Here is an 18,373-nt window from a genome sequence, read left to right as displayed (position 1 = left end):
CGAGCTCTCCGCGGCCAACCCGAGGACGGCGGTGCCGTGTTCACGCTGCGCCTGCCGCGCCGGGCGCGCGAAGCGGAGGGGCGCGAATGAGCGGAACGCTCGGCCTGCGGGTGCTCTCCGCCGCCGTCGCGCTGGTCCTGCTCGCCGGCTGCGGGGTGCGGTCGAGCGGCGTCATCGTCGGTTCCTCGCCGCCGAGCGGGCTGGCGGCACCGGACGAGGCGACGACCCTGTACCTGCTGTCCGAGGGCCGGCTCGTGCCGGTGCCGCGCCCGGGCGCCCCGCTCTCGCGCGCCGAGGCGCTCGCGCTGCTCGCGCAAGGCCCCACCAGCGAGGAACGTGCGCGTGGACTCACCACCGAGGTGCCGCCCGAGGCCGCGCCGTTCTCGGTGACGCTGGAAGCCGCGGAACGAGTGCGGGTGCTTCCGTCCCCGCACTCCGGCGAACTGTCCGCCACCGCCCTCGACCAGATCACGTGCACGGCCGCGGATGGCGGGCAGGTGCGATTCCCCGACCACACCCGCGCCTTGGCGGCCTGCCCCATCCCGGGCTAGCCGCGTGCGGGTGCTTCCGAGCGCTGCTCCAGGAGTCGGCGAGCGACCGGCCGGACGCGCCCCAGCTGATCGAGCCCGTGCAGCGCGCCGCCGAGACCATCCGCGATCGCCCCGTGGAAACCTCGCGTGAGATCACCCGGCCGATCCCATCCTGTGCAATCCTCCAACGAGATCATCGGCACTCGCACCCACGAGATGACGGTCCACGACGCACCGCCGGGCCGTCCCGGACAAGAACCAGGAGATTCCGTGTCACTGGCCGACTTCCCGCGCCACCCGCTGCTGTTCGGGCCCAGCCCGATCCACCCGCTGGACCGGCTCACCGCGCACCTGGGCGGGGCGCGGATCTGGGCCAAGCGCGAGGACTGCAACTCCGGCCTGGCCTACGGCGGCAACAAGACCCGCAAACTCGAGTACATCGTTCCCGACGTGCTCGCTTCGGGCGCCGACACGCTGGTCTCCATCGGCGGCCACCAGTCCAACCACACCCGCCAGGTCGCCGCCGTCGCGGCGAAATTGGGGCTCAAGGCAAAGCTGGTCCAGGAGAAATGGGTGGACTGGCCCGACGCGGTCAACGACAAGGTCGGCAACATCCTGCTCTCCCGGATCATGGGCGCCGACGTGCAGCTGGACCCGAGCGGCTTCGACATCGGGATCCGCCGGTCGTGGGAAGACGCGCTGGAAGAGGTCCGGGCGGCCGGTGGCACCCCTTACGGCATCCCCGCGGGCGCATCCGAGCACAAGCTCGGCGGACTCGGCTTCGCCAACTGGGCGGAGGAAGTCGCGCAGCAGGAGGAACAGCTCGGAATCTTCTTCGACACGATCGTCGTCTGCACCGTCACCGGCTCGACGCACGCCGGCATGATCGCCGGGTTCGCCGGTCAGCAGCGACCGCGCCGGATCATCGGCATCGACGCGTCCGCCACCGTGGACAAGACCCGCGAACAGGTCGCACGGATCGCCCGGCACACCGCGGACCTGATCGAGCTGGGACGCGACCTGCGCGACGACGAGATCACGATCCTCGAAGGCTGGGCGGGCGACCACTACGGCATCCCGGTGCAGTCCACGATCGACGCGATCCGGCTCTGCGGCAGGCTCGAAGGCATGATCATCGACCCGGTTTACGAGGGCAAGTCGATGGCCGGACTCATCGACCTGATCCGCGACGGCGAAATCGACGACACCTCGAACGTCCTCTACGCCCACCTCGGCGGACAACCCGCGCTCAACGCCTATTCAGGCGCCTTCAGCTGAGCGACGACCGCGAGTCAGGCTGCTGCGGTGGCGCGGGCGTCGTGGGCATGGATCCACCGCAAGGTGGCCGGGATGTTCTCCAGCGCCCGGTTGCGCTGCTCGGCTCGCAGGCCGTCCGGCAGGTGCAGCAGGTCCGAGGCCGTCCAAGAACTGCGTTGCACCGCACGCGTCCGTGCCCGCCGCAGGCGCTCGTAGCGGGCCAGCGCTTCCTCGCGGTCCGCGCGGTGCAGGCACTCCGCGAGGGTCGCGGCGTCCTCGATGGTCTGGTTCGCGCCTTGACCGTGGTGCGGCAGCATCGCGTGCACCGCGTCACCGAGCAGCACGACCCCGTCCCGGTACCAGTGGTTCAGCGGCCGCTGGCCGAACAGCGCCCAGCGCTGCGGCAACGACGTGCGCTCGATCATCTCGCGCACCCCGGGATGCCAGCCGTCGAAGCAGGTGCTGATCTCTTCCAGCGGCATCCGCTCGGTCCAGGTGTCCCCGGCCCACTGCTCCGGTTCGTGCACGACGGCGAGGAAGTTGACGACCGAGCCGTCGCCGATCGGATAGTGCAGCACGTGCGCCCCCGGCCCCATCCAGAACTGGATCGCGCCCGGGTCGGGCAGCGACGGCAGCTGCTCCGCCGGAACCAGTCCGCGGAACCCGCTTGTGCCCGAGTACACCGCGGTCTCCTCACCGGTGACCCACCGCCGCACCGTCGAGTGCACCCCGTCGGCCCCGACGACCAGGTCGGCCGAGGCCACCGCACCATTGGCGAATTCCAGCCGATGACCATTGCCCGAATCGGCCATATCGACGAGACGGTGATTCAAGCGCACTCGGTCTCCACACACACGCGCGAGGCACTTCTGCAAGTCCGCCCGATGCACGCCGTAATAAGGCGCGCCGAACCGGCGTTCGTAGTCCGCGCCGACACCGTAAGCGGCGATGCGCGCACCACTTCCCCAATTCCGATAGATCAACTCCGTCGGCACGGCGCCGCATTCGGCGAGCCCGTCACGCAGGCCGAGCTCGTGCAGCACCCGATTCCCGTTCGCTGACAGAGCCACCGCGGCGCCGACTTCACGCAGTTCAGGAGCCTGCTCGTAGACCACTGCGTCCATCCCGCGCCGACGCAGCGCCGCCGCGAGCGTCAGCCCGCCGATTCCGCCGCCGATGATCGCCACCGATGTCGTCGCAGACACAACGCCTCGTTTCGCCGCAGAAGAACCGTCGCACCGACGGTACGCCGCAACGCATTGAACGAACAGACCGATGCCGCCGACACCTCTCGATCTATTCGACACATCACGTCACATTAATAGGCGATACCTCATCAATCCGACCGGTCTTCGTATTTGTCACCGTCGAATTACTCCGCGTACAGCGCCCCGCCCCTGGGGCCGCCGCCTTCGTCGCGAGCGCCACCGGCTACCCGACCGGGTCGCCCTCGAAGTCACCGCCCGGGTGAGAACCGGACCTCAGGTGCCGCTCTGGTCTCGGAGTCGGAGGTGGACGGCGGTGACGGTCAGCGTCCACTGTTCGTACCAGTCCTGGAAGTGCTCGTTCTGGGGATTGCGCAACGTCGGGAAGAAGCCGTCGCGGCCGCCGGGGCCTGCCCGCTCGGTGAATCCCGGTTGATAGCGCGAAATCGGCTCGCGGTCCGACGCGCGCCATCCGTAGGCCAGCGACGCGCGGAGGAAGTCCGCGGACCGCCGGACCTCGGCCTGGCCGCGTTGTGCGGTGAAGCCCTGCGTGCCGCGGGTGTGCCCGGCCCACAACTCGTCGATGGCGGTGAGCAGGTCGAGCGGCAGCGTCCGCCCGTCGGCCCGTCGCAGCCAGCCGTCCTCCAAGCGGGCCGCCGCGTCCAGCAGCACGGTCGTGGTGAGCAGGTCGGCGTACTCGAGTTCCCGGTCCGTGAGGTAGCGATCGAGCAGGCCCAGCGATGTCGCCGCCGGGACGCGGACCGCCGGTGCCCGTCGATTCGGCGGCGGGGCGGGCGGCATGGTGGTGCTGTCGGCCGAAGTCTCCGCCGTGGCGGCGTCGTGAAGTCGGTGCAGAACCGCCAGATCCCGGGTCGCCGGGAGCCGGCCGTCCCGGGCGTCCAGGTACCAGGTGTTGGCCAGGTGGTAGTTGCGTCGTCCACGCAGCAGGACCGGGACGAACGGCCGATGGTGAATCTGGCCTTCCAGGATCATGCGGGTGATGTGGTCGCTGTCCTGCGACTCCTGGGACATCAGGACGACGATCGCGATCGAGTCCCGCAGCTGATTCCTGATCGCCGGGAAGTGCTCGTCGCCCAGCAGGAGGTCCGCCTCCGACCAGGTGGGCAGCCCGGCGGCTTCGAGCTGTTCCACCAGCCGTCGCCCGTACTCCTGATCGGCGGGGGCGTAGCAGACGACGACGGCGCGACGGACCTGTGCGCGGGCGGCGGGGCGTTCTTTGATGGCGGCGGCGAGCCGGTCGACCTCCTCGCCGTACGCGGCCCCGCCGACTCCGCTGAAGTCCAGGCTCACCCGGGTGCCGGCGAACGGCGGCGGCGTTGCCCCTCCGATCAGCACCGGGATCAACCGCAGGCCGCGGCGCACGGATTCCTGGTAGAGCGCGGCGTACTCGCCACGGGCGCTCGCCGAACTCTCCGAGGCGGGGCTGATCACCGCGATTCCACTGTGGGATTCCCGGAAAGCACGTTCCAGTTGATGCACCACCAGATCGCCCGGCAACAGGTGCCATTCGTCGAAATAGACTTCCAGTCCGCGATCGCGCAGCTGTTCGGCGAGTCCTTCGGCCCATCGCGAGTCATCGTTGGCGTAAGAGACGAACACGTCGATTGCGACCACCCCCGTGAATCGGCCGCCACGACCGTACTCGCACCTGTTCGACCAGCGGATCTTCAGCGGATTCGGGCACTCGGGAACTCGAACTTCGCTAGGATCGTAGCGTGGCGAATTCACCCGACGACGGACGCCGAGATCGTAACGTGAACACGCGCAACACGGTGCGCCAATGGAACAGCACCTCCGTTCAAGCCAACGAAGTGGACACCGTCAACGTTTACGGCCATGGCCACCGGATACCGCATGAGCTCCCGCGAGGCATCGCCGACTTCACCGGCCGCGAGGACGAACTGGACCGGTTGGACGGACTGCTCGCCGCGCATCCGGACCACGGCACGCCGATCCTCATCACCGGCGCGGCGGGCGCCGGAAAGACCGAGCTCGCGGTGCGGTGGGCGCAGCGGAACCGGGAGGCCTTTCCCGACGGGGAGATCTACCTCGATCTGCACGGCCACGGTTCGAAGCCGCCCATGCACCCCGAAAACGCGCTCGCGATGGCCCTGCGCAGTCTCGGCGATCACCGGAACGCCGAAGCGCCGACCCTCGACGAGCGATCCAAGCACTACTGGACCGGACTCAACGGCAAGAAGCTGCTCCTGCTGCTGGACAACGCGCGAGACGCCGAGCAGGTACGGCCGCTGCTGCCGAACGATCACACCGCCCTCGTCCTGCTGACCGGCCGCGATGCTCTGACCGGGCTCAGCGGCGACGTGGCGAGGATCGAACTCGCTCCACACCCGCGCTCGATCACGGAGGACGCCGCCACCCTCGATCCGCCGGTCATCGATCCGCCGGTCGCCGTCGCGCCGGGCGAGCTCCCGGACGATCTCTTGTACGACGTTTTCGTCTCGCACACCGCCGAAGACGCGGAGTGGGCGGACGAGTTCGTCGACCAGCTGCGCCGCCGCGAACTCCGGGTCGCGCACGACGTGCTGCTGCCCGGCGATCAACGCGGGCACACCGTCGGGCGGGCCGTCATGGATTCCCGGCACGGACTGCTGGTGTTCAGCCGGGCCGCGATGAGCGACGGCTGGATACGCGAGGAGTACGAGCTGCTGCTGGGCAGGTCGGTCGCCACCGGCCAACGCTTCATCCCGGTCGTCATCGACGACGTGGCGCTGCCGCTGTTCGCGGACACTCGCAACCCCAGCAAGTTCCACGGTGCCTCGACGAACGAGTACCGCAAGAAGATCGATCGGCTCGTGCTCGCCTTGAAGCAGAGCAGGACTTCCACCTGAACTCGGTCGCGGATCGGCAGTGCTCATCAAGATTCGCCAAGATCCCGCACTCACACGGTACCGAGCACGGAGTGACAGCATCCGCGTGAAGACCACTCGAACGGCCCAGTCGCCTTTCGGCACTTCGGGCCGAATCGAGGCATTGGCGCATGTTCCGGCGATTTCCGGCGGCATCGGCGGCGTAACCGAACCCGCACGGTGACGGGTTTCCGTGGAATGAAAGCACAATAGTACGTTCGGCGGCGGCCTCAAGATTGACCATATCGCCGAATCGCGCGCTAAATTCGCCACCGTGCGGGGGCGTGAAGGGCGAGCGATCGAGGCGGTGTCGGAACAACTCGGACACCTGGAGTGCGCTCCTGATCCGCACGTCCTGGCCACGGTGATCGGGCAGGCCTTGGGAGCGACCGGCTGCGCTGTGAGCGTCGCCGGAACCTGCCACCAGTGGGGCGACGGACGCGGCCAGTGGACGACGTGCACCGTCGGATACGGCGGTCGGCCGCAGGGGCTCTTGTCGGTCGCACCGGAGCAGGTCGGGCCGCTGCCGAAGCTCGCCGCCGTGCTCGGTGCACCGCTGGCCGCGATCCGGCTGGCCGCGCAGGCCGATCAGCTGCGCCGGGACGGCGATCTCGCGACACGCGAACTGGTCGACGACCGGTGGCAGGCGACCGTGGAGATGGAGCGGGAACGGCGAGGGCTGGAACGCGACCTGCACGACGGTGCCCAGCACCACCTGGTGGCGCTGCGGATGGAGGTGGCGCTCGCCGAGCATGCGAACACCCCGCCGGAGGGGCGGGTCGTCAAACTTCTGTCCAAATTGGACGGCGCGGGGAAGGTTCTCGTCGACACGGCTGCCGGGATTCTGCCGACCACGCTCGTGTCCGCCGGTTTGGCTGCGGCGCTCGGCGCGGAGTTCGCCGGACACGAGCGCGTCGTGCTCGACGCTTCCGGACTGCGCTACCGCCATCCGCCGCTGGTCGAATCGACCGTGTACTTCGCCTGCCTGGAAGTGGTGAACAACGCGCACAAGCACGCGCCGGGAGCCGCCATCTCGGTGCAGGTTCGCGATGGTCGCCCCGGGCTCGAGTTCGTCGTCTCCGACAACGGTCCCGGGTTCCCGGACGGGCCGAACGCCGCGCTGCCCAACCTGTCCGCGCGGCTGGCGATCGTCGGAGGGACCCTCGCGCTCCACTCCGCCCCTGGGCAGGGAGCCAGGGTCACGGGGTACGTGCCGCGTTGAGCAGTCCCTCCGCGGTCCGCACCAGGGCCTCGCAGGTCACCTCGTTGCGCCCGCCCAGTCCCGGCCGCCGGGCCTGCTCTCGCCACCGCGACACCGCGTGCTGCGCGGCGGCGCGCAGCCGCTCATCGTCCGACTCGGCGGGCAAACCGAGCCGGGAGCGCGGATCGGTACCGCGCGCGCCGAGCAACCGCGCCGCGTCCTCGGCGACACCGTCGCGGAACCGGACGTCACCGGCCAGGATCGCGTCGAGCAGGTCCAGCTCGGCGATCTCGTGCGCCTCGGTGGCCAGCTGGTCCACGGCCCACCGCAGCGGGTGCTGCCCGGGCAGTTCGGACACCAGGGCGCGCACGGCCACGAGTGCGCGCCGAGCGGCGATCACCGGTGCCCGCTCGATCAGCCTGCTCGCCACCGCGTCGAGGTCCGGTTCCCGGTTCACCTCGACCCGCTGCCTGCTTCGCCGCAGTGCCATCAGGAACGCCGAGGTCGGCGGCACTCGGGTGAACACCGCGTCGATCGATCCGTCCTGATCCCCATCGCGGAGGAAGCGCTCCGCCAGCGCCTCGTCCGCCGGGCCGCCGGCGAGGACCACCGTGATCCCGAGCCTCGAAGCGCGCGCAACCGCGGCGGGGTCCACGGGTGCGTCGGAGACCACGGCCAGCCGTGGCGATCTCGTCAACCTCGCCTCGACGGCGTCCCAGCGGTACCGGTCCGAGCCGCCGAACGCGTGCCGCCCCTGGCGAACGAGATCCAGCATCCACTGGTGAAGCGCACCGCCCTGACTCCGGAACGAGGGGACCGCCCGCACCGTCCGGTCCGCGAGCGACACGGTGACGACCGCAGTACCGTCGATCACCGCGCAATCCATCGTGCCGCCGACAGCCACGATCCGCGCGGCATCGTGATCGAGGGCGGCACGCAAGTCACCCGTCGACAACGATCCGGCCGCCGACGACACGCGGGCGTGCATCGCCTCATCACGCCGGAACTCGACGGCGACCGCCGAATCGGAACCCGTCTCCTCCACCACCGGCAGGTTCAGGACGGCGGCGACCGCGTGGTAGAAACCGGATTCGACCTCCCAGCTCGCACGGCGCCCGAGTTCCCCGCCGAACCGGACCGGGCGCGGCAACGTCGCCGCCAGTTCCTCCAGCGCCGCCCGCGGTCCGTGGTCCGGGAGCATCGCCGGGTACACCCCGCGCACGATCGCCCGGAAGCCGTCCAGCAACTCGTCCACCGCGTCACCCAGCTCGGCCAGCTGAGTCAGCAGCGCGTCTTCGGCGGAGACTTCCGCGAGTTCGCTGATCCGCCGACGCAGGTCCTCCAGGTCCCGCAGGGTCGTCGTGGTGATCGCCCGGACGAGCCTGCGCCGCTCGAGGTCGCGGACCTGGGCGAGCCGCTCGCGGGCGGTGGCCACCTCCGCGCGCAGTCCCCGGGCGCGTGCCTCGGCGCGATCGCGGTCACCGCGGGCACGCTCCACCTCGGTGACGATGCCCAGCCAGCTCGCGGCGTCCCGGACCGCGTTCGGTTCGCCGCCGAGCAGCCGACGTCGGCCTTCCGCGACGAGCAGCAGCCCGCCGCCTCGGACCGGTTCCCGCGCCGACTCGCCGGGAAGCCCGCCGTGCACCAGCACGTGCTCCGGTGCCGCCGCGACGACCCGCAGCCGGGTCGGATCGCCGTCCACCGGAACGCAGTAGGCCGCCTGCCCGCCGACCGCATCGGCGACGTGCCGCACCAACTCGACGACCAGCCGATCAGGCGGAACGGTGGCGACGACCTCGTGCACACGAGACTTCGACATGTCGGGCTGGACGGTCCTTTCTAGCGCGGCCCGCGCAGGTGCCGGGGTTCCTAACCCTCGATCCGGCTCGCGCGCAGGTAGGCGAGCACGGCGAGAACTCGACGGTGGTGCACCGCTTGATCTCTCGGCAGCCCGAGTTTGGTGAAGATGGCGGCGATGTGCTTCTCCACGACTTTTCCGGAGACGAACAGTTCCTGGGCGATCGCGTTGTTCGCGTGTCCCTCCGCCATCAGCCGCAGCACGTCGAGTTCCCGCTCGGTCAGCGTGGCCAGCGGGCTGTCCTCGCGCCCCGACCTGGCCTCGACGAGGCGCTTGGCGAGCACCGGCTCGATCACGATCTCATCCGCGGCGATCCGGTCCATGGTGTCGGCCAGCACTTTCACCCCCGCGAGGCGTTCCTTGAGCCGGTATCCGATGCGCTCCGAGCCGATCTCCAGCACCCGCATCAGATAGTGGGTCTCGGCGTAGTGCGAGAGCAGCAGCAGGCCGGTTTCCGGTCTGCGCGCCCGAATCCGCTCCGCCGTGACCAGTCCGCCGTCCGGCTCGGGCGGCATCCGGATGTCGAGGATCGCGACGTCGACCGGTTCGGTGGCGACGATCGCCAGCAACGAATCGCCATCGCCGACACAACCGACCACTTCGTGCCCTGCCGCCTCCAGCAGCAGCACCAGGCCTTCCCGGAACAACGCGCCGTCTTCGGCGACGGCTACCCGCATCGCAGCACCGCTCGGAAATCGCGCTGCCGCACCGATCTCGGCCGCTCAGTGATGTGCACGCGGACGAACCTCCTGCCCCGCACTCGCACCAGCACGGACGTGCCGGGTTCCAGCCTACGCAGATGATCGGCGACCAGGAGCCCGATTCGAGAACGCGCCTCCGCGCGCAGTGCCTGGTTCGGCAGGTCCAGTTCAAGCCGCAGCCGGTGGTGCTCGGCGATCGAGGCCCACGCCGGTTCGAGGCCGACGACCAGCGTCGGCGGGTGGACGGCCGCCCCGAGCAGGCGCAGGCCCTCCACCATCCGGCACACCTCTTCCCGCACCGCGTCGATCCGTGCCGCGAGGGGCGACTCACCGGCTTCGGCGGAGATCAGGCCGAGTTCGATGGCCAGCGCCGACAGGCCGATCGTGGGTCCGTCGTGCAAGGCGCGTTCGAGCTCGAACCGGTACTCGGCCGTGCTCCGCTGCGGCATCCGCAACCAGCCGGGCGGTCGTCTGCGCCGATGGGCGACACCCCGGCTGCGAGTCATGAGCACAGTTTCACCAGGGCCGTGTTCAAGTGGAAGTGTGTCAACCCCACACCGGGGTAGGGATATCCCCCGCATCACACACCGACTAGTGTCGATCACACGCAGTCATGATGCCGCTTTCACACCTGTAGGGGGCACGCGCAGTGCGTTACGGCCTCGGGATCGATCTCGGAACCTCGTTCACCTCCGCTGCCGTCAGCGGTCCGGCGGGCACCCGCATGGTGCCGATGTCGCCTGCGGTGGTCGTTCCCTCGGCGGCCTACCGCACACCGGACGGCGCGTTGCTGACCGGTGACGCCGCGCTGTACCCGGGCGCCGACCCGGGCCAGGTCGCCCGGAACTTCAAGCGCCGCTTGGGCGATCCGACGCCGCTGTTCCTCGGCGGAGCCGGCTTCTCCCCCACCGCGCTGATGGCCGCGCAGCTGCGCGACGTGCTCGCCACCGCGATCCGGTCCATGGGCGGGCCGCCGGACTCGGTCGTGCTCACCTACCCCGCGATCTGGGGGCGCTATCGGCGCCAGCACTTCACCGAGGTCCCCCGGCTGGCGCACGTCCCGAATTTCCACCTCGTCACCGAACCCGAGGCCGCCGCCACCCATTACTCCAGTGAACGACGCCTCGGCGACGGCGAGGTCATCGCCGTCTACGACCTCGGCGGCGGCACCTTCGACTCCACGATCCTGCGCATGCGGGCGGGCCGGATGGAAATCCTCGGCACTCCGGACGGAATCGACCACCTCGGCGGTGCGGACTTCGACCAGGCGATCTTCGACCACCTCGACCGGCGGCTCGACGGGGCGATCAGCGCACTCGACCCGGACGATCCACGGTCGGCTTACGCGCTGGCCACGATCGAGACGATGTGCGTGCGCGCGAAGGAATCGCTGTCCAGCGAACCCGAGGTGCGCCTGAACGTCCCGCTGCCCACCGGTCCGCGCGAGCTCGGCATCACTCGGCAAGAGTTCAACGCGCTGATCGCGCGCCCGGTCGGAGACACCGTCGAAGCGCTGCACCGCACCATCGCGTCGGCGGGACTCCGCGCCGACCAGCTGTCCGCCGTGCTGCTCGCGGGCGGTTCCTCCCGGGTCCCGCTCGTCGCTCAGCAGCTCGCCCGCGAATTCGGCAAACCCGTCCGGGGAGCGCTGCATCCGAAGTACACCGTGGCGCTCGGCGCCGCCCAGGTGTCCGCGCGGGCACGCCCCGCTGTTCCGCCGAGCTCGGTGCCGACCGGCGTGCCCGGTGCTTCCGCCGGAACACCGTCGACCAGGACACGGTTGCCGAAGGTCCGGCGGGCGTGGTTGGTGTCCGGCATCGCCGCGGTGGCCGCGCTGCTCGTCGGTGTCGTGGCCATCGCCACGAGCGGCCCCGGGGCCGAGACGATCTACGCCGGAGCCGTCTCCGACCGGTACTCCGGTTTCATCGCTTCAGCGCAGGACGAATGGCGGGGAACGGAGTTCTCCCACGAGCTGGACGGTGCGATGCGCGTCGGGCCGGAGCCCGGCGGGCTCCGCGCCACCTGGAACGACGGCCAGCCCGCCCAGCTGTACATCCAGACCAAGGAGGACGCCCCGCTGATCGACCTCCGGCCTTACCTAAGCGATCACGGGGCGCTCGTGTTCACCGCGAACGTGCGCACACCGCCTGCCCACTACGCCGGGGTCGCGATCCATTGCGGCCACCCGTGCGGAGGTGAAGTCCCCGCCGACGATCTCTTCCGCCGGCTACCGACCGGAACGCCGACACCGATCAAGATCCCATTGGACTGCTTCACCAAGGTGACGCCGCGCCCGGAAGGCGTGCCCTCGCACGAACTGAACGAGGATCTGAAGCCGGACCAGGTCGACACTCCGTTCCTCGTGTACTCCGACAAGAGGATGGACGTCACCTTCTCGGACATCCGCCTGGAGCCCGGTGCCGCCGACGACGAGAACGCCATGTCCTGCGGCGCGCTCCACTGACCGCCGTGCGCGCTCATCCGATCACACGGCTTCCCGGGCGAGCCGCGGTTCGCGCAGCACCCGGAGGGCGTTGTGCAACCGGCTCTTCACGGTGCCGACCGGAACCCCGAGCTCGGAGGCCGCGGACTTCGTGGTGCGGTCGATGAAGTAGACCTCGATCACCGCCCGGCGGTGCACCGGGGAGAGGCGGTCGAGCAGCTCGTCTACGACCACGCGGTTCTCCACCTCGTCGCTGTGCTGGGCCTGCACCGCGATGTCCGCCAGTTCGTCGCCCTCGATGCCGACCTCCGCCGGACGGGCACGCCTGCCTCGGTGGAGGTCGATGGCCACGTTGTGCGCGACCCGCAGCAACCAGCCCCGGACCGATCCCGTCCCGTTCTCCAGGCGGTCGATGTTGCGCCACGCGCGCAACCAGGTCTCCTGCACGACGTCCTCGGCCAGGTATCGATCGCCGGTGATCCGGGTGACGTAGGAGAGCAGCGCCGCACCGTGCTCGTCGATGACACCATCAATGGTGGTCATTTCGCATCCCTTCGCCGCAGCGGATCTGGGGAATCCGCCCGTCTAGCAGGAATGCTGCCGATTTTCGGTGCGGGAATCGGCGGTGCTGTCCCTCCGCTCGCCGGGGTGGCCCCGCTTGTTCCGCGGGGCTGGCCGCCCCTTCCCGGTAGGGTTGTCCCCCCGGTGCGCGCGAGCTCCTTCCCCCGGCAGGTCGGTCTCACCTGTGGCGGGACAGGAGCGTCAACGACCCGAGTTCACGGGGTCCGAGTCCCCCTGCGGCTGGAACGCGTAGACCTCCGCACTGCTGGGCAGCGGGTGGAAGCTCAGCCATTCCCCGGTGTCCGGGACTCCAGTCACGAGCAGCTTCCCGAAGGTCGGCGATGCGCCGCTCACATCGAAAACCCGTGCCTGCGAAGGGGAATCCCGCAGTTCCGCGGTTTGGTCCGGCACCGAGGTCGTGGCCGGCAGGCGGTCATCCGGCAGGGGCCGCCCGGGGGCGCCCCACCCGTGAAGGTCGGCCTGCTCGGTGTGCGACTGCTCGGGGGCGCCCCACCCGTGTAGGTCGGCCGTGTCGAAACGCGGCTGCATGGACGCCGTCGGCTGCGGCCACGGGCCGCGCCGCCCCGGCGGTTCGCCGGGAGCGGGCGGATCCGCTCGGGTCCACGACATCGGCAGTGGCGAAGCCGACCAGCTGAGCAGGTGCACGAACTCGGCGAGCCGGTACCGGTGCTCGGCCGGGAACCGCAACGAGAAAGTCGTGGGCACGCGGGAGAACGTCCAGATCTCCACCTCCAGTTCGAGCCGGAGCCCCGCCGAACCGTCCGCCGCCCGGGCCTCCTCGATGCCCGCTGCGACGCACGTGTCGACCGGGACGCTCAGCCGGACGTTCGCCCGCCGGCCGCGGGTTTCCCGGATGTCGATTCGCCCGTCGCGCAAGCGAAGTACGATCCCGTCCCCTTCCAACAGGAAGCCGGCCCGGTCAGAATCCTCGATCTCTTCCTCCCACGGCGACACGTGCACTCCCGACCCACCGCGCACGCGCAAGTCGCAGGAGCGCTCCGACCCCGAATCCATCTTCCGCCCCTTGCCACCTCGCCGTCGCAACCACATGCCACACCGCCCCTTCAGGAGTTCTTGCAACCCGGTTCTTGTTCTTCGTCTCGTCGGCGGCGGAGCCGAGCCAGGCCGACCACCGGCGGGTCCTCAGCGGCTTCCTCGCGAGGACGGCGATTTCGCCGCCTATCGGCATACATCGGGCATCGCGGCCACACCGGCGAGCGGCGGCGAGCAAGCCGCCGAGGTTCCGCTAGCCGGACACCCACGCAGGCCCCTTGAAAGGCGCCCTCAAAGACTGTTGGCGATGGAGTTGATGATCTCGTCCATTTCCCACTCTTCGAGTCCCTCTCCCGCGTTGGACGGGAAGTACAGGCAGTTGTTCCAGTCCTCCGAGATGTCCACCCACGGCTCGCTCTCCGGGGCGAACAGCAACAGCCGCTTCGCCGAGTTCTCCATGAGCGCGTCCTGGCTGTGCGCGAAACCCCACTGCTGGAACAACGCGTCCATCGACCGCGGGACGGACTGCGGATAGCCCGCCGCCTGCACCTGGCTCGGCGAACCGAGCGGATGCGCGGGCGCGTCGGTGAACAGCACGATCACGTGCCGCCGCCGGTCGAGCCCGCGCTCCCACTCCGATCCGATCGCGAGCGCCAGCGCCTCCAGCCCCGACTCGGGCGCGTCGCCCCCACCGGCGGAGCGCAGGCCGCCTACGAAGGACTCGAAGTCGGGTGCACGGTCCGGGAAGGGGAGGAAGTCGGTCTGGTGAACGGCGTCTTCGGCTCGGTCCGCGAAATCCCGGAACGCGATGACCTTCAACCGCAGCTGGCTGATGCTCCGTCCCTTGCTCGCCATGGCCGAACCGAGCTGGTCGTGGAACGACAGCGCGTTCTCCTTGACGTGCTCCAGAATGGGTCCCATGCTGCCGGTGGTGTCGATGCACAGCACGATGTCGACCGAATACTGCATTCCTGTACTGATCTGGCTGGTCTGGATCATTTCCGCTTCTCCCCTGTTCGTCCGAATTCGGCTTTCGGTGCACGCCCGTCAAGATTGATCCGGACTCGCGAGCGCCTTCCCGTGCCTCGCCGGCTTTCCGTTGTGATTCGCCGGAACGCGAGTTTCTCCTCGTGCTCCAACAGTTCCTGGACATGTCCGATGGTCGGCCGCGCGGTCGGCCGCACGTCGGCCAGCGCGTGCAGCACCTCCACGAGCTCCGGATCCAGCCGGTCGTCGAACACGAGCCGTTCGCCCGCGTTCACCGCTTCGGCGGGGGAACCGTGCCGCGCGTCGAAACCCGGCGGCCCGCCCGTCAGGTAGGTGTGCGCCACCAGGCCGAACGCGAACATGTCGGCCGCGATCGTCAGCTGCTCGGGACCGACCTCCGGTTCACCGCGCACGTATCCGACCCATTCCGGTGCTCCGTACCGGGGGTCGCCGCCGATCAACATGGGATCCGGCGGCGAACCGGAGGGGAACGCGTCGTCGAAGTCGATCAGCTTGGCCGTGTGCAGGTCACTCCCGTCCGGCCGGTGCACCAGCACGTTCTGCGGCTTGAGGTCGCCGTGCACGATGCGCAAGGAGTGCAGGTACCACAGGCTGTCCGCCAGCGTGCCGAGCAGCACTCGCTTCCCGTAGGGCGTGAGCTCCTGCGGCTCCCGCAGATCGGTCGGGTGCACTCGCGCGGTCACCTTGTAGTAGCGGCTTCCCTCGGCGAAGAAGTCGAGCGGGACGACCAGGTTCCCGGCGTGCAGGTGTTTCGGATCGATCCGTTCGTTGACCGACCGGTGCCGGAGCTCGAACTCGTCGCACTGCGCCTCGATCGCCCGCCGGTCCTCGGGGCTGCCCATGAAGTTCGGGCGGGGGCGCCGAGGGTCGAGGAATTCCTTGATGAAGAACTCTCGGCCGTCCTTCTCCGCGAACGTCCACAGGCACTTGCCCGCATCGGTGTTCGTGGGCTTGCCGAGGATGCGGTACCCGTGGATGACATCACCCTGTTTCACGATCCCGGTCCCCTTCGCGGCTCGGCATCCGCCGCTCGTAGTGCCCGCGGTACCGGCTCCAGGACTCCGCTCGGGCCGCTACGAGCGACTCCCGGTCGGAGCGCCGCCGGACGGGCTTGACGTGCCCGGTCAGCAGTTCCCTCCGTCGTCTGGCGAACGCGGCGCGCAGCTCGTCGAACCTGTCGTATCCCAGCGCCACCACGGCGATCGACGCGTCGTCACCGGTGTAGGAGCTGACCGAGCTCGCCAGCAGCGCGCTCCACTCCCCCACATCGCCTGCGTTCGCCAGCGCGTCCAGCAGCACGAACTCGAACTCGGCAGGCGTGTCCAGGTAGCCGAAGAAGCCGTCCGTGGCGCAGACGAGCAGGCACGGGGTCGCGGCCCGCCCCGGAACCGAATGGATGGTGAACGGCCGGTTCGCGCACACCATGTTGGTCATCGGCGGGTCCTGCGTCAGCAGCGTCAAGGCGTCGTCCGATTCCGTGTCGTCCCGGCTGAGCTGCTGCAGGCCGCGCCCCGATTCGAGCACGTAGCACCGCGAATCCCCGGCCCAGAGCACCTCCCACACCACCTCGCCCGCGCGCACCGCGTAGTGCACCGCGGCAGCGGTCGTCGGGAGGTCGCGGCGCATCGAACCGCTGATCCGGCCCCGACGTGCCCCGCGCAGCTCGCCGAGCCGCCGCGCGAGGTGCCGGTCCAGCGAGTGCTCGGCCTCGGGCGAGTCGTGCCGTCCGGTCGTGGCGAACCAGTCCTCGGCCAGCCCTCGTGCGACACGGGATCCCACCCAGGCATTGCTGCGTTCGATCCCCTGCGCCGTACGGCCCACGCCGGCTCCGGCTCCTCCCACGCCGTCGAACACCGCGAGGAGTCCCGTGTCCTGCGACCGGTCGTGGAGGACGAGCGGCTCGGCGTCCTCCCCTTTGTCCGCAGCCTTCTCCGTCCACACCCCGAGGGCGAGCAGGCCCGGACTCCAGTGGTGCCACACCGCGGTGCGCGGGGTGATCGCGGCCAGGACGGGTCCCGTGGTCGCCGGGCCTGCTCGGCCGCGTCGCCGCTCACGCATCGTCGGTCCCGGACCGCGGCAGGTGCCTCGAGTCGCGCTGCTCGCGGAACTTCTCCATTCCGCGTACGCGGGCACCCGCCGCCGCGGGCTCGGATCCACCCGAATCGGGAGTACTATCCACAATGGATCCGGCGCTGCCCCGCACCCGGCTCCTCCGGCTCCGCGGCTCGTCGGAAAATTCCTGCGGGGAACGGGAATCCGCCGTCGCGTTCGGCTGATCTCCCGGGATCGAAGCGTCCTCTGGGAGCAGGGCGCCGGTTCCGCGTCCCGCGCCGGAGAAGTGCTTTTCGATCAGCCTCCCGACGGCGGGAAGCGGCATGTTCAGCAGGGTTCCGGTGTCGGCTCCGATGAACTCCGGCACCTTCATCTCCACCAGCTTCCCGATCAGCCGCTCGAACGCCACCGGGTCGGCGCCCAGGAGCCGGATCTCGTCCTCCAGTTCGGCGGTCGCCAGCTTGCCGCGGTCGCGAGCGATGGCGATCAGCACCTTTTCGATCCGAGCCTCGATCTCGGCGTTCGCCACCCGGTACTCGAGCGGGCGCTTTCGGTCGCGCTCCCGTGCGATCTCCCGCCGGAACTGGTCGATTCCGGTGTCCTCCGGCTCGAACTCGTTCATCGTCACGCGAATCGCGTCCACGTCCCACTCGGCGAGTGCCTGGCGGACTTTCGCCTCGAGCTGCTGGGACACCTCGTTGTGGTTCTCCAGGAACTCGAGGACCTCGTACTCCACGGCGGTGTTCTGGAAGAAGCCCTCGACGGTGCGACCGAGCACTCGCTTGACGAAGCGCTGCACCGGACTCAGGTCCGCGTCACCACCGACGCCGAGCACCGCGCGTTCGCTCTCGCCGAAGCACCCGACCAGTGCCGGCGCCGCCCGCTCCGGGATCTGGATGAGCTGCGACATGTCGGTGCTCAGCCGGTGCCCTTCGACGTTGACGGTGATCCGGTCCAGCGCCGCGTCGTAGCGGCTCGCGTCCTTGTCGCCCTTCTTGCGCCAGTTCAGGATGAGCACGCGGGTCGGGATGAACACGATCCTCGCGAACCACGGGTTGATCGCGTACACGCCATGGCTGAGCGTCTCCTCCTGGGCGCCGCGGTGGCCACCGTTGGCGAGGAACACCCAGGGGTGGCGGAAGCCCAGATGTCCGGGAATCCTCGGCCCCACGGGGTTTTCCCCGTCCTCCGGCGCCTCGCCGTCCAACGCGATCACAACACCCGTGTTGCCCTCCCGGACGGTGATCTCCTTCAGGTGTTCCGCGACGAGATCGTGCTTGCCCGCACCGATGTTCTCGGTGGTGGTCACGTCGAAGATCCACGGGTTGATGTCGTAGGACGCCCCGCCGTGCAGCACGGCGGGCTGCCGGCCCATCTGCCCACCGTTGAGCAGGAACGCGCGCCCGTCCTGGAAGTGGTCGCTCTCAACGTGCTCGCACAACGGCCGAGCCGGCGGGACGGCGCCCTCCTTCGCCACGACTACGCCGATCGTTCCCGGCGGCACGTACGTCTGCCGCACGTAGGTGACCCGGTAGAACGGAATCGGCAGGAAGTACATGCGATCGGATTTGAGGATGGCGGCCTGCGGGCCGATGCCGCCGTGGACGCGCACCCGGAAGTCCTTCGCTTCCCGAGACCACCCGTACCTCCGGCGA

At 69.6% G+C, this 18,373-nt stretch carries 16 protein-coding genes; 5 read left to right on the top strand and 11 right to left on the bottom strand.

What is annotated here, in order from left to right:
- Window positions 1-86: 86 nt before the first annotated feature.
- Complete coding sequence (locus H2Q94_RS10690) at window positions 87-551, top strand: hypothetical protein (protein ID WP_243794363.1); 465 nt, start codon at window positions 87-89, stop codon at window positions 549-551.
- A gap of 249 nt (window positions 552-800) precedes the next feature.
- Window positions 801-1,808, top strand: coding sequence for a 1-aminocyclopropane-1-carboxylate deaminase (locus H2Q94_RS10685; RefSeq protein ID WP_243794362.1), 1,008 nt, complete (start codon window positions 801-803; stop codon window positions 1,806-1,808).
- A 14-nt stretch (window positions 1,809-1,822) separates the two neighbouring features.
- On the opposite strand, the gene H2Q94_RS10680 is transcribed toward H2Q94_RS10685, so the two are convergent.
- Both H2Q94_RS10680 and H2Q94_RS10675 read right to left on the bottom strand, forming a co-directional pair.
- Complete coding sequence (locus tag H2Q94_RS10680) at window positions 1,823-2,992, bottom strand: FAD-dependent monooxygenase (RefSeq protein WP_243794360.1); 1,170 nt, start codon at window positions 2,990-2,992, stop codon at window positions 1,823-1,825.
- A 276-nt stretch (window positions 2,993-3,268) separates the two neighbouring features.
- Window positions 3,269-4,627, bottom strand: coding sequence for a TIR domain-containing protein (locus H2Q94_RS10675; RefSeq protein WP_243794359.1), 1,359 nt, complete (start codon window positions 4,625-4,627; stop codon window positions 3,269-3,271).
- 140 nt (window positions 4,628-4,767) lie between these two features.
- On the opposite strand from H2Q94_RS10675, the gene H2Q94_RS10670 reads away from it, so the two are divergent.
- Both H2Q94_RS10670 and H2Q94_RS10665 read left to right on the top strand, forming a co-directional pair.
- Window positions 4,768-5,862 carry a TIR domain-containing protein gene (locus tag H2Q94_RS10670; RefSeq protein WP_243794358.1) on the top strand — a complete coding sequence of 365 codons (1,095 nt, stop codon included), beginning with the start codon at window positions 4,768-4,770 and terminating at the stop codon, window positions 5,860-5,862.
- Window positions 5,863-6,154: 292 nt separating this feature from the next.
- On the top strand, window positions 6,155-7,102 hold the full coding sequence (locus tag H2Q94_RS10665) for a sensor histidine kinase (RefSeq protein ID WP_243794357.1): 948 nt from the start codon (window positions 6,155-6,157) through the stop codon (window positions 7,100-7,102).
- Here H2Q94_RS10665 and H2Q94_RS10660 read toward each other — a convergent pair.
- The 3 genes from H2Q94_RS10660 to H2Q94_RS10650 are packed head-to-tail and all read right to left on the bottom strand — an operon-like array spanning window position 7,080 to window position 10,146.
- A complete protein-coding gene (locus H2Q94_RS10660) occupies window positions 7,080-8,900 on the bottom strand; it encodes a hypothetical protein (protein ID WP_243794356.1) in 1,821 nt (606 codons plus the stop codon). The genes H2Q94_RS10665 and H2Q94_RS10660 overlap by 23 nt on opposite strands.
- A gap of 50 nt (window positions 8,901-8,950) precedes the next feature.
- Window positions 8,951-9,616, bottom strand: a complete 666-nt coding sequence (locus tag H2Q94_RS10655; protein ID WP_243794355.1) for a response regulator transcription factor — start codon at window positions 9,614-9,616, stop codon at window positions 8,951-8,953.
- Window positions 9,607-10,146 carry a hypothetical protein gene (locus H2Q94_RS10650; protein ID WP_243794353.1) on the bottom strand — a complete coding sequence of 180 codons (540 nt, stop codon included), beginning with the start codon at window positions 10,144-10,146 and terminating at the stop codon, window positions 9,607-9,609. The genes H2Q94_RS10655 and H2Q94_RS10650 overlap by 10 nt, the downstream gene beginning before the upstream one ends.
- 143 nt (window positions 10,147-10,289) lie before the next feature.
- Between H2Q94_RS10650 and H2Q94_RS10645 the strand changes: the two genes are divergently transcribed.
- Window positions 10,290-12,104: an Hsp70 family protein gene (locus H2Q94_RS10645; RefSeq protein WP_243794352.1), complete on the top strand. Its 1,815-nt coding sequence runs from the start codon at window positions 10,290-10,292 to the stop codon at window positions 12,102-12,104.
- A gap of 21 nt (window positions 12,105-12,125) precedes the next feature.
- On the opposite strand, the gene H2Q94_RS10640 is transcribed toward H2Q94_RS10645, so the two are convergent.
- The 6 genes from H2Q94_RS10640 to H2Q94_RS10615 form a co-directional block, all read right to left on the bottom strand.
- Window positions 12,126-12,626, bottom strand: a complete 501-nt coding sequence (locus tag H2Q94_RS10640) for a sigma-70 family RNA polymerase sigma factor (protein ID WP_243794351.1) — start codon at window positions 12,624-12,626, stop codon at window positions 12,126-12,128.
- Between the two features lie 219 nt (window positions 12,627-12,845).
- Complete coding sequence (locus H2Q94_RS10635) at window positions 12,846-13,541, bottom strand: hypothetical protein (protein WP_243794350.1); 696 nt, start codon at window positions 13,539-13,541, stop codon at window positions 12,846-12,848.
- Between the two features lie 408 nt (window positions 13,542-13,949).
- Entirely contained in the window at window positions 13,950-14,657 is a 708-nt protein-coding gene (locus H2Q94_RS10630; protein ID WP_243794349.1) for a vWA domain-containing protein, read from the bottom strand.
- On the bottom strand, window positions 14,654-15,661 hold the full coding sequence (locus H2Q94_RS10625) for a protein kinase domain-containing protein (RefSeq protein WP_243794348.1): 1,008 nt from the start codon (window positions 15,659-15,661) through the stop codon (window positions 14,654-14,656). The genes H2Q94_RS10630 and H2Q94_RS10625 overlap by 4 nt, the downstream gene beginning before the upstream one ends.
- Window positions 15,648-16,724, bottom strand: coding sequence for a protein phosphatase 2C domain-containing protein (locus H2Q94_RS10620; RefSeq protein WP_243794347.1), 1,077 nt, complete (start codon window positions 16,722-16,724; stop codon window positions 15,648-15,650). The genes H2Q94_RS10625 and H2Q94_RS10620 overlap by 14 nt, the downstream gene beginning before the upstream one ends.
- Entirely contained in the window at window positions 16,717-18,330 is a 1,614-nt protein-coding gene (locus tag H2Q94_RS10615; RefSeq protein ID WP_243794346.1) for an SPFH domain-containing protein, read from the bottom strand. The genes H2Q94_RS10620 and H2Q94_RS10615 overlap by 8 nt, the downstream gene beginning before the upstream one ends.
- Window positions 18,331-18,373: the final 43 nt, after the last annotated feature.

The sequence above is a fragment of the Saccharopolyspora gloriosae genome (genome assembly GCF_022828475.1).
GTDB classification, from domain to species: domain Bacteria; phylum Actinomycetota; class Actinomycetes; order Mycobacteriales; family Pseudonocardiaceae; genus Saccharopolyspora_C; species Saccharopolyspora_C gloriosae_A.
The sequence above is the reverse complement of the archived record's forward strand: the minus strand, read 5'-3'. Positions and strand labels throughout refer to the sequence as shown.